Origin of the sequence: Enterobacter cloacae complex sp. 2015409, assembly GCF_041365315.1 — a bacterium.
Taxonomy (GTDB): domain Bacteria; phylum Pseudomonadota; class Gammaproteobacteria; order Enterobacterales; family Enterobacteriaceae; genus Enterobacter; species Enterobacter pseudoroggenkampii.
The window spans coordinates 2687114-2702621 of record NZ_JBFTVM010000001.1; the positions used below are offsets into that span (position 1 = coordinate 2687114).

General features: G+C 57.7%; 12 protein-coding genes. 2 read left to right on the forward strand and 10 right to left on the reverse strand.

From position 1 onward, the window contains the following. Window positions 1-24: 24 nt before the first annotated feature. Genes yajC through queA form a run of 3 tightly spaced genes read right to left on the reverse strand, consistent with a single transcriptional unit; the run spans window position 25 to window position 2631 of the window. Window positions 25-357, reverse strand: coding sequence for a preprotein translocase subunit YajC (yajC, locus tag ACDO57_RS13125; RefSeq protein WP_003859109.1), 333 nt, complete (start codon window positions 355-357; stop codon window positions 25-27). A gap of 22 nt (window positions 358-379) precedes the next feature. Continuing rightward, window positions 380-1507: a tRNA guanosine(34) transglycosylase Tgt gene (gene tgt, locus ACDO57_RS13130; RefSeq protein ID WP_003859110.1), complete on the reverse strand. Its 1128-nt coding sequence runs from the start codon at window positions 1505-1507 to the stop codon at window positions 380-382. Window positions 1508-1560: 53 nt separating this feature from the next. Further along, window positions 1561-2631: a tRNA preQ1(34) S-adenosylmethionine ribosyltransferase-isomerase QueA gene (queA, locus tag ACDO57_RS13135; RefSeq protein ID WP_370884075.1), complete on the reverse strand. Its 1071-nt coding sequence runs from the start codon at window positions 2629-2631 to the stop codon at window positions 1561-1563. A 92-nt stretch (window positions 2632-2723) separates the two neighbouring features. On the opposite strand from queA, the gene acpH reads away from it, so the two are divergent. Both acpH and ACDO57_RS13145 read left to right on the forward strand, forming a co-directional pair. Then, the gene (gene acpH / locus ACDO57_RS13140; protein WP_370884076.1) at window positions 2724-3305 is read left to right on the forward strand and encodes an ACP phosphodiesterase; all 582 of its coding nucleotides are present in this window, start codon (window positions 2724-2726) and stop codon (window positions 3303-3305) included. A 127-nt stretch (window positions 3306-3432) separates the two neighbouring features. Further along, the gene (locus tag ACDO57_RS13145; RefSeq protein WP_008503347.1) at window positions 3433-4035 is read left to right on the forward strand and encodes a peroxiredoxin; all 603 of its coding nucleotides are present in this window, start codon (window positions 3433-3435) and stop codon (window positions 4033-4035) included. 43 nt (window positions 4036-4078) lie between these two features. Here ACDO57_RS13145 and ACDO57_RS13150 read toward each other — a convergent pair whose 3' ends face one another. The 7 genes from ACDO57_RS13150 to phoB all read right to left on the reverse strand — a co-directional run bounded on the left by ACDO57_RS13150 (window position 4079) and on the right by phoB (window position 15335). Next, window positions 4079-5464: a DUF3999 domain-containing protein gene (locus ACDO57_RS13150; protein ID WP_032646147.1), complete on the reverse strand. Its 1386-nt coding sequence runs from the start codon at window positions 5462-5464 to the stop codon at window positions 4079-4081. Beyond that, window positions 5461-8076, reverse strand: coding sequence for a DUF2339 domain-containing protein (locus tag ACDO57_RS13155; protein ID WP_370884077.1), 2616 nt, complete (start codon window positions 8074-8076; stop codon window positions 5461-5463). Before ACDO57_RS13155 ends, ACDO57_RS13150 begins: the two co-directional genes overlap by 4 nt. A gap of 88 nt (window positions 8077-8164) precedes the next feature. Further along, the gene (gene malZ / locus ACDO57_RS13160) at window positions 8165-9982 is read right to left on the reverse strand and encodes a maltodextrin glucosidase (protein WP_370884078.1); all 1818 of its coding nucleotides are present in this window, start codon (window positions 9980-9982) and stop codon (window positions 8165-8167) included. Window positions 9983-10144: 162 nt separating this feature from the next. Next, window positions 10145-11518 (reverse strand): proline-specific permease ProY, encoded by a 1374-nt coding sequence (gene proY, locus ACDO57_RS13165; RefSeq protein WP_370884079.1) that lies wholly within the window; start codon window positions 11516-11518, stop codon window positions 10145-10147. 81 nt (window positions 11519-11599) lie between these two features. Next, entirely contained in the window at window positions 11600-12919 is a 1320-nt protein-coding gene (gene brnQ / locus ACDO57_RS13170; protein ID WP_024906795.1) for a branched-chain amino acid transporter carrier protein BrnQ, read from the reverse strand. Between the two features lie 409 nt (window positions 12920-13328). Next, a complete protein-coding gene (gene phoR / locus ACDO57_RS13175; protein WP_023310544.1) occupies window positions 13329-14624 on the reverse strand; it encodes a phosphate regulon sensor histidine kinase PhoR in 1296 nt (431 codons plus the stop codon). A gap of 21 nt (window positions 14625-14645) precedes the next feature. After that, window positions 14646-15335, reverse strand: coding sequence for a phosphate response regulator transcription factor PhoB (gene phoB, locus ACDO57_RS13180; protein ID WP_008503265.1), 690 nt, complete (start codon window positions 15333-15335; stop codon window positions 14646-14648). Window positions 15336-15508 lie beyond the last annotated feature (173 nt).

Sequence of the window (15508 nt, forward strand, 5' to 3'; positions counted from 1 at the left end):
AGTTCCCTTTGGGAAAAGTTGGGATTACAGCGCCTTCATGGTGCCTTTCGGCAGAACGGCAGCTACGAAGTCACGTTTGATGACCACTTCAGTGGTGTCGTTCAGGGCGATAGCAATGTAGCCGTTTTCAGCCACTTTGGTTACGCGACCGACCAGACCACCGTTAGTCAGTACTTCATCGCCTTTCGCAATGGAGTTCATCAGGTTTTTGTGCTCTTTGGTGCGCTTCTGCTGTGGACGCAGGATCATGAAGTAGAAGATCAGACCGAACACAACCAGCATCAGAATCAGAGACATCGGGCTGCCCTGCGCTGGAGCACCTGTTGCCGCTACCGCATCAGAAATAAAAAAGCTCATTCAAATTCCCTCATTATTAAAATTAATCAACGTTCAACGGTGGAACATCCCGCCCCTGACGTTGGTAGAAATCGGTCACGAAGCTCTCTAATTTACCCTCTTCGATAGCCTTACGTAAACCAGCCATTAAGCGCTGATAATAACGAAGATTATGAATGGTATTGAGACGCGCGCCCAAAATCTCGTTACAACGATCGAGATGATGCAGATACGCGCGAGAATAATTGCGACAGGTATAGCAATCGCACTCGGAATCGAGCGGGCTGGTGTCACTCTTATGCTTCGCGTTACGGATTTTCACCACGCCATCGGTAACGAACAAGTGGCCGTTACGCGCGTTGCGGGTTGGCATGACGCAGTCAAACATATCAATGCCGCGGCGTACGCCTTCAACCAGATCTTCTGGTTTACCCACGCCCATCAGGTATCGTGGTTTATCCGCCGGGATTTGCGGGCAGACATGTTCCAGAATACGGTGCATGTCTTCCTTCGGCTCACCCACAGCCAAACCGCCGACAGCGTAGCCATCAAAACCTATCTCTACCAGACCTTTAACAGAGATATCGCGTAAATCTTCGTAAACGCTGCCCTGGATAATGCCGAACAGCGCATTTTTGTTCTGCAGAGAGTCAAAACGGTCACGGCTACGCTTTGCCCAGCGCAGGGACATCTCCATGGAGCGTTTTGCGTAGTCCCAGTCCGCCGGGTACGGCGTACATTCGTCGAAGATCATCACAATGTCAGAGCCGAGATCGTACTGAATCTCCATCGACTTTTCGGGATCGAGGAAAATCGGATCGCCGTTGATCGGGTTACGGAAGTGTACGCCCTGCTCGGTGATCTTGCGGATATCGCCCAAGCTGAAGACCTGGAAGCCACCGGAATCGGTCAGGATGGGGCCTTTCCACTGCATGAAATCGTGCAGATCGCCGTGGAGCTTCATGATCTCCTGACCCGGACGCAGCCACAAGTGGAAGGTGTTGCCGAGGATAATCTGTGCGCCAGTGGCTTCTACTTCTTCCGGCGTCATCCCTTTTACGGTGCCGTACGTGCCCACAGGCATAAACGCGGGGGTTTCCACCACGCCGCGATCAAACACCAGGCGACCGCGACGCGCGCGACCGTCGGTGGTATCGAGTTCAAATTTCATTTTTTCTCCGACGTCAGAAAAACAGTCCAACGTTGTAAAACGGTGCCGCGGACTTATTCCCCGACACGCTCATTCAAAGCCAGCGGATTGTACGTGATAAACATCGCGTCCCCGTAGCTAAAAAAGCGATATTTTTGTTCTACCGCAGACTTGTAGGCATTCATCGTATGCTGATAGCCCGCGAACGCGGAAACCAGCATAATCAGCGTCGATTCAGGCAGATGGAAGTTGGTTACCAGCGAGTCAATCACTTTGTACTGATAGCCCGGGTAGATAAAGATCTGCGTATCGCCAAAGAACGGCTCGATAAGATCGTTTTTCGCCGCCTGCGCGGCGCTCTCCAGCGAGCGCACAGACGTCGTCCCGACCGCCACGACGCGGCTACCGCGCGCTTTCGCCGCCAGCACCGCGTCCACTACGTCCTGAGGCACTTCAGCATACTCAGAGTGCATGATGTGGTCTTCAATGCTGTCCACGCGCACCGGCTGGAAGGTCCCCGCGCCGACGTGCAGCGTCACGAACGCCATCTCCACGCCCTTCGCACGCAGTTTCTCGAGAAGCGGCTCATCAAAATGCAGGCCTGCGGTCGGCGCAGCGACGGCACCCGGTTTCTGGCTGTAGACGGTCTGGTACAGCTCGCGATCGGCCTCTTCGTCCGGACGCTCAATATATGGCGGCAGCGGCATGTGGCCGATGGCGTTCAGGATATCGAGCACCGTGCGCTCGTCGTCAAACGCCACCTCGAACAGCGCGTCGTGGCGCGCGGTCATGGTCGCCTTGATGCTCTCATCATCGCCCAGCAGCAGCTCCGCGCCCGGCTTCGGCGCCTTAGAAGCGCGAATATGTGCCAGAATACGTTTATCATCGAGCATACGTTCGACCAGCACTTCAATCTTACCGCCGCTGGCTTTACGGCCAAACAGGCGCGCCGGGATCACGCGGGTATTGTTAAAGACCAGCAGATCGCCAGGGTTGAGCTTGTCGAGCAAATCGGTGAAAGTACCGTGCGTCAGCTCGCCCGTTGGCCCATCCAGTGACAGTAAGCGACAGCTGCTGCGCTCAGGCATGGGATAGTGAGCAATCAGGGATTCAGGTAGTTCAAAGGAGAAATCGGCGACGCGCATGACGTATACTCGTGACTTAAAAACAGGCGGCATAGTCTAGTGCTCACACCCTTTTGCTGCAACAACTAGCCGCCCCCGGACAAATAAAACGCATGAATTTTCTCGCTCACCTGCATCTCGCGCACCTTGCTGACAGCTCCCTCTCGGGCAATTTGCTGGCCGATTTCGTACGCGGTAATCCCGCAGAAGACTACTCCCCTGAGGTTGTCGACGGGATTTTTATGCACCGCCGCATCGACGTGCTGACGGATAAGCTGCCGGAAGTGACGGAAGCCAAAGCCTGGTTCCGCCCGGAAACGCGCCGCGTTGCCCCGATCACGCTCGACGTGATGTGGGATCACTTCCTGTCGCGCCACTGGGAACAGCTGTCACCGGAGATGCCGCTGCCGGCGTTTGTGCGCTATGCCCACCAGCAGGTGTCGATTATTCTGCCCGACTCGCCGCCGCGCTTTGTGAATCTGAATAACTATCTGTGGTCGGAACGCTGGCTGGAGCGCTATCGCGAGATGGACTTCATCCAGAACGTGTTGAATGGGATGGCGAGCCGTCGCCCGCGCCTGGATGCGCTGCGGGATTCCTGGCATGACCTGGATGAACATTACGATGCGCTGGAGACCCGCTTCTGGCAGTTTTACCCGCGCATGATGGCGCAGGCGAAAAACAAACAACTTTAATGGAGATTGGATTGATAGGTAAAAGCTGGCGGAACGATTGTCACCACCTCTTTGTCTTATCCATGAACACTCTCTATACTGGCTCGCGTTGCGTTCCAAATAACCTTAGTATCTACAGGAGAATCATATGGTTCTGGTAACTCGTCCGGCTCCGGATTTTACAGCTGCAGCAGTTCTGGGCAACGGTGAAATCGTTGAAAACTTCAACTTCAAACAGCACACCAACGGTAAAGCGACCGTTCTGTTCTTCTGGCCAATGGACTTCACTTTCGTTTGCCCGTCTGAGCTGATCGCTTTCGACAAACGTTATGAAGAATTCCAGAAGCGTGGCGTGGAAGTTGTTGGCGTCTCCTTCGACTCTGAATTTGTACACAACGCATGGCGTAACACCCCTGTCGACAAAGGCGGCATCGGTGCGGTGAAATACGCAATGGTTGCGGACATCAAACGCGAAATCCAGCAGGCTTACGGTATCGAACATCCGGACGCTGGCGTTGCGCTACGCGGTTCCTTCCTGATCGACGCAAACGGCATCGTTCGTCACCAGGTTGTGAACGATCTGCCGCTGGGTCGTAACATCGACGAAATGCTGCGCATGGTTGACGCGCTGCAGTTCCACGAAGAGCACGGCGAAGTGTGCCCGGCTCAGTGGGAAAAAGGTAAAGAAGGTATGGCTGCTTCCCCAGACGGCGTGGCTAAATACCTGTCTGAGAACGTATCCAGCCTGTAATCGGCACGGTTTACGAAAAAGGCCCGCTTATGCGGGCCTTTTTTTATGCCTTACGCTGCGTCTCTCGCCAGATGCGCCAGGCCATGCCCGCCAGCAGGATCACCCCCGCAATCAGCACGCCCCACACCAGCAGGGTGTTCATCCTGCTCTCTCGCTCGGCCGCAGAAGTGGCAGTCAGGCGCCCCTCGCCGCCTAACGCAACATTATCCACAATGTCGGCCTGCGGCAGGTTCGCCATAGCATAGGTCTTGCGCAGGTCGGCTGGGATCAGCATGCCGGGCTCCACGCTGGCAGGCTTTGCGGCGCCGTTACCCCAGGCGAGCACGTACGGCGCTTTCCCCTGGGCGTTGAACACCAGATCGTAGCGGTCACGATGTCCCGTGACGCTCGGCAGGTATTCTGGCAGACGCGCATTCAGCGTCGTGATTTTCACTGCCTGCACCAGGCCCCCGTTAAGCGAAACCGGTGGCGACGTTTTTCCCTCAAGACGGTAAAGGACCTCTTTTTTCAGGGGGTGCCATGCGTCTTTTTCCGTACTCCGCCACGCTATCTCCACGGGAAGGACGCCATCGCCATTCAGCGAGATGCTGACAGCACTCAGCGGCTGCGGGCGCGCCCAGCGCCACTGCGCTTCGCTTGTTGATAGCTGCTCCCCTTCCCCCTCAAGCTCGACCGCTTCCGGGGTCGCCTGGGCAGGTGCGATGATTGCGTTAACGCCGGTCAAGGTTATCCCCTGGCTCTGCGCGTTCAGCACCACCATGAGATAGCGATTCGCATCGGGAGATAAAACCGTATCGGTATCGATCCGATCGAGCTTAAGACGATCCTGGCCGCTGACGGCGTCAAGCAATGGCATATCCTCGCGCAGGGTATACCAGCGCTTAAGATCCTCGCTGTAATAGACCGACGCCGTTCCCTGCCACGGCGTCTGAGGAGAATTCCAGAGCAGCTGCAGCTGGGATATGGCCATCTCCCCCGTAGCCTGCTCCGGCAGGGTCAGCAGATAATGTTGCCCGGCTGCAGCAGCTTTTTGCCCCTCCAGCACAATCTCAACACCGTTTCCGGAGCGGAGCAGGATCTTATCGCTATCACCGGATCCTTGCGAAGCCGCAAGCGGCGAGGCATCCAGCGGGAAGAGGCGCAGCGCCGTGGATTGCACTGACGCCTGCGGACGCGTCGCGCTGACCAGGCTGAAAGGAACCGGCTCGCCCGACTGGTTAAAGACGCGGACATCATGCAGATCTGGCGACGTGCTTTGCTCATAGACGGCGAGCGGCAGCATCACCCGATACCACTGGGAAGGAACAGACGTATCAAGTGAAAGACCAAAAGCATAGTCCCGGGGCGATTCCGTTTGTCCCTCGTCGCAAAACGCCGGGCCGGAAAGCGCCAGCAGCGCGGTACACGCTACCGCTTTCATCCATTTCATTTTTCATCTCCTGTTTTGGGCGGTAGCGGTGAGAAATACCCCACAATCAGAACCAGTATCGCCACGCCGATAAACGCTACCGCACGCGACAAACCGCCTCCGCCCGCGCTGTCCACCAGCATCAGTTTAACCATTACCACACCCAGCAGCGCGGCACCGCAGAGCCACTCCTGCCGGGAAGCCCGACGGGTGGCATGGATCATGACCACCAGCGCGCTCAGCATCCAGAACAGGGCAAAACTGGTCTGGATAAGCCGCGAATCCCACAGCGATGCCATATTCCAGGCCACGTCGCCGTACCAGGCCAGGGCGCGCATCAGCGCACCGTTAAGCCACCAGAAGCCAAACGCCATGAGCGCGACGGCAGGCCACGGGCGCGCTTGCGCAAGCCACGCCGGGTAGTAGCGATCCACCGCCCGATAAAAGACGACCAGCCCCAGCAACGCGAACGCAGCACCTTCCTCAAGCGGGTTCACCAGCGGCAGCCAGGTCTGACGATAGACCACGCCGTCCTGGAAATTGGTCACCACCAGCAATACCAGCAGCGCCACGACTACAGGAATCGGTGCCAGGCAGGCGTAGAGCGCAGGCCACTCCCGGAATGGCCACACGCGACGCCGTACCGCAGCAGAGAGCGCCATAATCACCCCGCCGCCTGCGGCCATCGCTAAACCGCTACCCCAGGCCGCCATGCCCCAGGGCAGAGACCGGGCAAACCAGTAAAGCTCGGCGGCCAGCACCAGTAAAATCATCCAGAAGAGCGACAAATGCAGCCCCATTGCGATGCGTGGCAGGAGTCTTTCACCGTCGCGCCGCAGCAGTACCAGCGCGGCAGGAAGCGCAACGCACCAGGCCAGGTTTGACCAGCCGGCGGAGACGATCTGCTGGTGCCAGAGCTGATAACCCACCATCAGCAGCATAACCGGCCAGAGCAGCCATTTGCTGGCGTCCAGTTCCCGCCACGCCAGACGAGCGGCCACCTGCCGCCAGCCCCAGACCGACGCCGCCGTCAGCGCCAGCACGCCCGCCAGAATCGGTAATTCCTGCGTCAATGCCAGCCGCGATGCGCCCAATAGCGCCACGAGCCAGAACAGCAGCCCGCCAGCCAGCAGCGCCCAGCTGACCGGCAGGAAGAGAGTCCGCCACAGCCAGCCAGCCGCCAGCCAGCAAAGGCTGAGGATGGCGAAGATCAGCAGCAGACTCAGCGACGTAACGCCGTTCGTTTGTGCCCACAGCGCGCTGCCGAGCGCCAGCACCAGCAGCGCCGTCCCGCTATAGCTCATGCGACGCTGGTGCTGCTGCACGCCCAGCCAGAGGATACCCAGCCCTTCCAGCGCCCAGGCCATCGCCGTCCAGCGCGCTGACAGCGCCAGCGGAATCGCGAGCGTCGCGAACCCGCCGCCGATAGCCAGCGCCGCCATGACCAGCGGTCGTCCGACGGAGGGATAGCGCCGCAGCGCAAGGAAGGCGAGGGTAAGATAAAATGCGCCGTATCCCAGCGCACTCAGGGCCGGACCATATTCCCAGTGCCGGGTCATGCCGTACTGCATCCCAAAACCGATTAGCGGCGGGGCAAACAGCAGCACGCCGTCAATAATCTGCTTCCCTTTCTCCTGCGCCCGCAGCGACAGCGCCACGCTCAGGACGCCGAATATCAGCGTATTGGCAATCAGGAACAGCTGGCAGATCCAATAGTCTTCAGGCTGGTAGTCACTCAGCCCCCACAGGCCGCCGACGCCGAACGTGAACAGCAGCCCAAGCAGGTTCAGCTCGCGCCAGTGCTGCCAGATGCTGATCGCGAGAATACCGATAGACAGCAGGAGATAGAAAGAGAACAGCGCGACAAAGCTGCCGCCCCCGGTAGACAAGAGGAGCGGCGCAAGATAGCCGCCGAGGCTCGCCAGCATGGCAAGGCTCAGTGCCTTCTGCAGCACCGCCAGCCCGACGCTCGCCGCGCAAATCACCACCAGCAGCGCAAAGGCCAGCGTCATCGGCAACATTTGCCAGAGCCGGAAGGCGCCAAACACCGTCAGGTAGAGCACGCCGGTCGCCCCGCCCTGGAGGATCAGCGCATAGACGCGCTGCCTGTGCCGCAGCCGCCACCCAACCGCCAGCAGAACGATGGCAAACAGCGCCGTTGCCACGAGGCGCAGCTCAAGCGGGAACAGGGAATGTTCCACGGTATAGCGCAGCAGGAATGAAAGACCAAGGAAAAGCAGCAGGATCCCAAGCTTCGCCAGCGGATTACCCTGCATAAACCAGCGTACCAGCGACGTCAGGATGCCGCCAAAGGCAGAAGGCTGTTTTGCCGCAGGCGTCGGGGCCGGGGCCGGTTCTGCCACGGCAGCGGGAGTATCGGGGCGCCAGGGGTCGACAGGCGCGGGAGCGTCCTCAACCACCGGCGCGGTCACAGGCGACGGCGCCGTGGTCTGCACCGGCTCCGGCGCGTTCTCAGGCACGCCGCGCTGCTCAAGCGCCTCTATGCGCTGGCGTAGTCGGGCGATCTCCTGTCGCGCCGCCGTACTTCGATTAAAGCCTATAACCGCAAGCACGGGTGCCACCACCAGCGCAAATACCAGGAACAAACAGCCAAGGATGTAAAGCTCGTCCATGTTTCCACCTTCACCGTAAACGATCCGTTAAGATTGACACAAATCGTTGCATTTGCGCCATCTTAAAAGGTGGAAACATTAACAGGTCTTAGCTGCCGGACCAGATCGTTGCGGATACCGCTGGCAGCGCCAGCACGCCGTCCTGTATCGTCGCCTTGCCCTCTTTATTCTTCCACGTCGCTACCTTCAGCAGCGGTGAATCATCCAGCACCACTTCGCAAGCCTCGCCCCGGTTGATGGCCACCAGCACGCGCTGCTGGTTATAGACGCGAGCAAATACCACCACGTTATCGTGGGCGTACACCACCTGACAGCCGCCGTAGCGCAGGGCGAGACTCTGCTTACGCAGCTTTGCCAGCCGCTGATACAGGCTGAACAGCACCTTGTCCTGTTTCGCTGGCTCCCACGGGAAGGTTTTGCGGCAGAACGGATCGTTGTTGCCGTCCAGCCCCACTTCGTCTCCATAATAGATGCACGGCACGCCCGGCCAGGTGAAGAGCCAGGTCACCGCCAGCGGCAGACGCGCCACATCCTTGCCGAGCAGGGATTTAAAGCGCGCGGTATCGTGGCTATCGAGCTGGTTAAACATCCGCAGCTGCTGCTGATGCGACAGGCCGGCACGGTAGTTCTCCATCCATGCCATGCAGGTTTCAGCGTCGATATGATTCGGATCGTAGGAGATATCGGTGTTAGCGAGGAATCCCCACAGCGGGAAGGTAAAGCCGCGATAGTTCATCGCCGCATCTTCCGCATCGTTCTGCAGCCACTGGCGCGCGTCGCCAAAGTGCTCGCCAAAGACGAACGCCTCCGGCTGGGCTACTTTTGCCGAGCGCGTAATCCCGGCGACGTGCTGAAGGTTATTCCGCGCCCCGCCCGCTTCGCCGAGCATATGCACCACGTCCAGGCGCCAGCCGTCCATATTCCACGGCGCCTTCAGCCAGTGACGCACGATGCTATCTTCCCCGCCGTAAATCTCGTTCACAAGCGTTGGCGACTGGAAATCCAGCTTCGGGAGGCTCGGGTAGCCCAGCCAGTCCAGCGCACGGCCCTCCTCGTTAAAGCTGTACCAGTCGCGCTGCGGTGAATCCGGGTTATGACATGCCCCGCCCATCGACTGATTATGACGGTCAAACCAGGCGTGTGAATCTCCGCTGTGGTTGAACACGCCGTCAAGAATGAGGCGCATGCCTTCGTTTTGGGTGTTCTTACGCAGGCGCAGCAGCGCCTCGTCACCGCCAAACTGCGCGTCAACGTGGCGATAATCTTCGGTATCGTATTTGTGTACGCTCGGGGCCTTAAACACCGGGTTGAGATACAGCGCCGTCACGCCCAGTTTTTTTAGGTACGGCAGCTTTTCGCTGATACCGTCGAGATCGCCCCCGTAGAAGGTCGATCCGCCCGCCTGCGCGGTCAGCGGCTCATCCCACGCTTTCAGGATAATGTCATGGCCCGCCGCATGGTGGTAGTAGACCTTATCCTGGTCGGCAGTGCGTTTTTCGCTGCGCGCAAAGCGGTCCGGGAAAATCTGGTAAAAGACCTGATCGTTAACCCACTGCGGGCCGTTATCCGGGTAATCGACTGCAAACTGCTCCAGCCGTGCGGGCGGGAAACGGCTAAACCCCTGCGGGGTAAACCACAGCTGGCGGTTATTCCACAGCAGTTTGAAGCTGTAACGGCGACGCGGCTGCCCGCTGCTCAGGTCGATATTCGCCCGCCAGGCGGTGATCCCCGGCTGCGGCTGGCTGCGCAGCTTGTGCATTTTCAGCCCGGTCTCTTCGTTATCGATTTCGGCGCGGAGCGTCACGCGTTCAGGCTGATTTTCCCCCGCCAGCCAGAGCGTAATCACAAGGTTGTCTTTGTTTGGCTTAACAAATGGGGCAACCGGAAGGTGCCAGGCGTTTAACATCACGAATCCCCTTTGATGAAATTGACGTCACCTTGCCACAGGGTGGTTAAGGATAGCTCATCACGATCGGGATTATTGGGGGAGGAGAAAGGAGGAGGAGGCATCAGTGCGGCCTGATGCCCTCCCCCCAACCCTCTCCCACAGGGAGAGGGAGAAAAAAGATTACTGCGCTTCTGCCAGCTGACGGTCGCGACGGCATTTAAACACCCAGCCCACCAGCAGCAGGACGATCCACGCGCAGCCCACGTACAGGGAAATGCGGGTATCCGGATGGTAGCCAATCAGGGCAATGATAAACACCAGGAAGATCAGCCCGACGACGGTCGTCGCAACGCCGCCCGGTACTTTGAACTTCAGCGCTTTCGCCTCATCCGGCGTCAGGCGACGGCGGAAGGCAATCTGCGACAGCAGGATCATGATCCACACCCACACCGTCGCGAAGGTCGCCAGCGATGCAATCACCAGGAAGACGTTCTCCGGCATGATGTAGTTCAGGTAAACCGAGAACAGCAGCGCCACGGTCATCACCACAACGGTCACCCACGGCGTGCCGCGGCGTGAGGTTTTGGCGAACACCTTCGGCGCAGTGCCCTGCTCCGCCATGCCGTGCAGCATACGGCCCACGCCAAAGACGTCACTGTTGATCGCGGAGAGCGACGCGGTCAGCACCACAAAGTTCAGAATGCTGGCGGCAAACGCAATCCCCATGTGCTGGAAGGTCAGAACAAACGGGCTACCGTTGGTACCCACCTGATTCCACGGGTAGATGGACATGATCACGAACAGCGTACCCACGTAAAACACCAGAATACGCATTGGCACCGAGTTGATGGCGCGCGGAATAGACTTCTCCGGGTCTTTCGCTTCCCCGGCGGTGATACCGATAATCTCGATACCGCCGTAGGCGAACATGACCATCTGGAGCGACATGACCATGCCGAGCCAGCCGTTGCTGAAGAAGCCGCCGTTGCTCCAGAGGTTATGGATGCCGGTCGGCTGCCCGCCGTTGCCGATTCCCCAGATGATGATGCCAAAACCGGCCACAATCATGATGATGATGGTGGCGACCTTGAAGAAGGAGAACCAGAACTCCAGCTCGCCGAACACCTTCACGCTCATCAGGTTGACGGCGCAAATGATCAGCACCACGCTCAGCACCCATATCCAGTGCGGCACCGCCGGGAACCAGACGCCCATATAGATGCCAAACGCCGTCACGTCGGCAATCGCCACGATCAGGATTTCAAAGCAGTAGGTCCAGCCGGTGATAAACCCGGCCAGCGGGCCGAGGTTTTCCTGCGCGTAGCGGGAGAATGAGCTGGCAGACGGGTTGTGAACCGACATTTCGCCGAGGGCACGCATGATGATATACGCCGCCACGCCGCCGATGATGTACGCCAGCAGCACGCTGGGACCGGCCATTTTGATGGCATCTGCCGAGCCATAAAAAAGACCGGTGCCGATAGCAGAGCCCAGCGCCATAAAGCGGATGTGGCGCGTGCTCAATCCACGTTTAAGTTTGTTAGTGCTTTCCATTTAAATCTTGCCATTCAACACGAAAAAAACAAAAAACCACGGGGCCTTAAGCCCCGTGGTTAAACAGTTTGTTGCCGTTGATTAATGGGCGTTCGATGCGACCTGACGCCCTGCAGCACGGTCCCAGATAATGGCCAGAACCAGTGCAACAACGGTAGGCATCAACCAGGCCAGACCCTGCTCGGACAGCGGCAGACGCTGTGTCCATGCCGGCAGTATGTGCGCGAAAGCTGATGCTTTAATCCCGTCAAGGATACCAAAAATCAGGCTGATAAACATGGCTGGCGCAATAATTCGTGAAGAGTTGTTCCACCACGGGCGAGTAAAGCTTAACACCACCAGCACGATGCACGGCGGATAAATCGCCGTCAGCACCGGAATAGAGACCTGAATCAGGTGGCTCAGACCGAGGTTTGACACCGCCATAGAGAAGATGCCGAGGATAAACACCAGGGTGCGGTAAGAGAGCGGCAGATACTGTGCAAAGAACTCTGCGCAGGCGCAGGTCAGGCCAACCGCGGTGACCAGACAGGCCAGGAAGATGAGTGCCGCCAGCAGCATACTGCCCGCACCGCCGAAGGTGTGCTGAACGTAGGCGTGCAGGATAGCCGCACCGTTGGCGTTCTGATCGACCAGCATGGCGCTGTCGGAGCCCAGACGGAACAGCGCCAGATACAGCAGCGTCAGACCCACACCGGCCATCAGGCCAGCCCAGATGGTATAGCGGGTCAGCAGACGCGCTTCGGTCACACCGCGGGAACGCGCGGCGTTAACGATAACGATACCAAACACCATGGCGCCCAGCGTATCCATCGTCAGGTAGCCGTTCACAAAGCCGTTAGAGAACGCGGCGTTTTTATAGGCATCCATCGCATCGCTAATCGGGCCCGCTGGCCAGACGATGGCCGCTACCGCCAGAACAATCAGCGCCACAATTTTGAGCGGAGCCAGGAAGTTACCCACGGTATCCAGCAGTTTGCCCGGATAGAGGGAAACCAGAATCACGATCGCGAAATAGATCAGGCTGTAGATAAACAGCGGCATCGCGCCGTCACCGGTCAGAGGAGCAATCCCCACTTCAAAGGACACGGTTGCCGTACGCGGGGTCGCAAACAGCGGGCCCACGGCCAGATAGCAGACGGTTGCCAGCAGAACGCCCGCCACTTTACCAATCGGGGTGCTAAGGCTATCCACACCGCCACCGACTTTCGCCAGCGCGACGACGGTGAGAACCGGCAGACCCACGGCAGTAATCAGGAAACCAAACGCGGCGGTCCAGACGTGTTCACCCGCCTGTAAGCCAACCATTGGAGGGAAAATGATGTTGCCTGCGCCAACGAACAGCGCAAATGTCATAAAGCCCAGCGCGATGATGTCACGCGATTTTAAGTGATGGGTCATAAAACCTTACTGCCTGTGGATGTGGTGTTGAAAACATTGAGATTTTCGATATCCCTGACGGGACGATACAGCCGAAAATTTGCTCAATTTCAGCGGGAAATGCTCCCGTCCTGGCGTGGAGAAGAATAGTTTTTCGATTTACCACGCAAATACAGTCGGTCTGACAGTATCTGGGGCGCAATTTAAACGCTTATAACGTTTAAAGGCAAGGTGGGATCGCAAAACCAGAACAATATGCCAGCATGAAAATACACGTTAGAATAATACGCTGTTTATAAGAAAAACCCATGGCTAATCATGCGAACAAAAAACAGACAGCCGTATAAAATTCATCCGCGTTTCGCTTGACTGCAAAGCAAACGGGCCAGCGATGGCTGACCCGTGGAAAGGTAAAATGACACGCCTGCCGTCAGGCGATCTTTTTGGCAATTAATCGTTCCGGAATAACGAAACTGAAACGGGTTCCTTTACCCAGCGTACTCTGAATATCGAGACGGCTTTCATGGTGATTCACCGCGTGTTTCACAATTGCCAGCCCCAGGCCGCTTCCGCCCGTCTGCCGGGATCGCGCTTTATCCACACGGTAAAAGCGCTCGGTCAGACGCGGAATGTGCTCCGGCGCTATCCCCGGCCCATTGTCTTCCACGCTAAACTCCGCCCCCGTTGGGGCATGGTGCCAGCGCACCACGATATTTGTCCCCTCAGGCGTATGATTCACCGCGTTATACACCAGGTTGGAAATAGCGCTACGCAGTTCATCTTCGCTGCCCAGCACCTTCAGCGTATTGTCGACCTCAAAGGTCAGGTGATGCTTTTTGTGGCTTAACGTCTGCGCTTCACGCTCCACGACCCGCAGCATCATCGGGACATCAATGGTGTCATTTAGTGCCAGCGTTGGCGCCGCTTCAATCTTCGAGAGCGTCAGCAGCTGCTTCACCAGCCCTTCCATCCGGTGCGTTTGCTCGCGCATGGTGTGCAGCGCTTTTTCACGCGGCGCGCCTTCCAGCGTTTGCTCCTGCATCATCTCCAGGTAGCCCTGTAGCACGGTCAACGGGGTTCGCAGTTCGTGACTGACGTTGGCGAAGAAGTTGCGACGCGCCCCTTCCAGCTGGTGCATTTGGGTAACATCGCGCGCCACCATCAGCCACTGCTTATCGCTGTAGGGCATCACGCGGATCTCCAGATGGCGACCATTATTGAGCTTCAGATTGTGCGGACGGGTAAAATCACGCTTTTTCAGGTACAGCGTAAACTCGGGATAGCGCAGAAGGTTGAGGATATTTTGACCGTTGTCATCCGGCCAGCGCAGGCCCAGCAGCTGTTGCGCCAGGCCGTTACACCAGAAGATCGTCCCTTCTTCGGTCGTCAGAATCACGGCATCCGGCAGCGACTCTGCACCGCTGCGGAAACGCTTAATCAGGCTTCCCAGCTCGCGGCGACGCTTTTTATTACGCATCTGCATCTGATGCAGACCGTACAGCAGCGGCTCCCAGCTGCCGCTTCCCGGCGGCGGCGTCATACTTCGGTCAACCCACAGCCACCAGGAGAGGCGCAGCAGGTTCCAGAAATGCCAGATCAGCAGCCCGGTGACCGACGCCAGCAGAAACCACGGCAGGTGTCCAAGAAAGGCCCCAAGAAGGAAGGCCGGAATACAGCATAAGATCAGTTCAAAGACGAGCCTTTTCCATGACAGACGTTCCAGCACGCGTCACACTCCTGTCATTGTTCAGAAACGGGTAGAAAAACGATAACCCGTGCCGCGGACCGTCTGCACCATGCGATCGTGGCCGCTCAGTTCCAGTGCTTTTCGCAGGCGGCGAATATGTACGTCAACCGTCCGGTCTTCGACATACACGTTAGTTCCCCAGACGTTATTCAGCAACTGCTCGCGGCTGTACACGCGTTCCGGGTGGGTCATAAAGAAGTGCAGGAGTTTAAATTCGGTAGGCCCCATGTCGAGGGGATTTTCACCGGTCATCACGCGGTGTGAGGTGGGATCAAGGCTTAGCCCCTGCATCTCAATCACCTCTTCCACCGCCATCGGCGAAATACGGCGCATCACGGCTTTAATGCGGGCGACCAGCTCTTTTGGGGAGAACGGTTTGGTAATGTAATCGTCCGCACCGGTCTCAAGACCGCGCACGCGATCCTCTTCTTCTCCGCGCGCCGTGAGCATCACAACCGGGATGTCGCGGGTCAGCGCTTCACGCTTCAGGTGTTTGATAAACTGCAGTCCGGAGCCGCCAGGCAACATCCAGTCCAGCAGAATCAGATCGGGCCAGGGTTCATTCAGCTGGTTCACTGCGCTGTCATAATCTTCCGCTTCAACCGGCTGGAAACCGTTTTGCTCGAGCACGAAGCACACCATTTCACGAATTGGAGCTTCATCTTCTACGACCAGAATACGTCTCGCCATACTTTGCCCTGTCTTATCTTATTTAAGTTACAAGTTTGTAATTCGGCGCCATTATGCGTCAGATTTATGACAGATTTATGAAAAACAGTACCACGATAACGGGCAAACCGTTGTTTTATTACAGCGGTTATTTTCCCTTCTCTGAACGTTTATAATCCTGCTTTCTCTTTTTT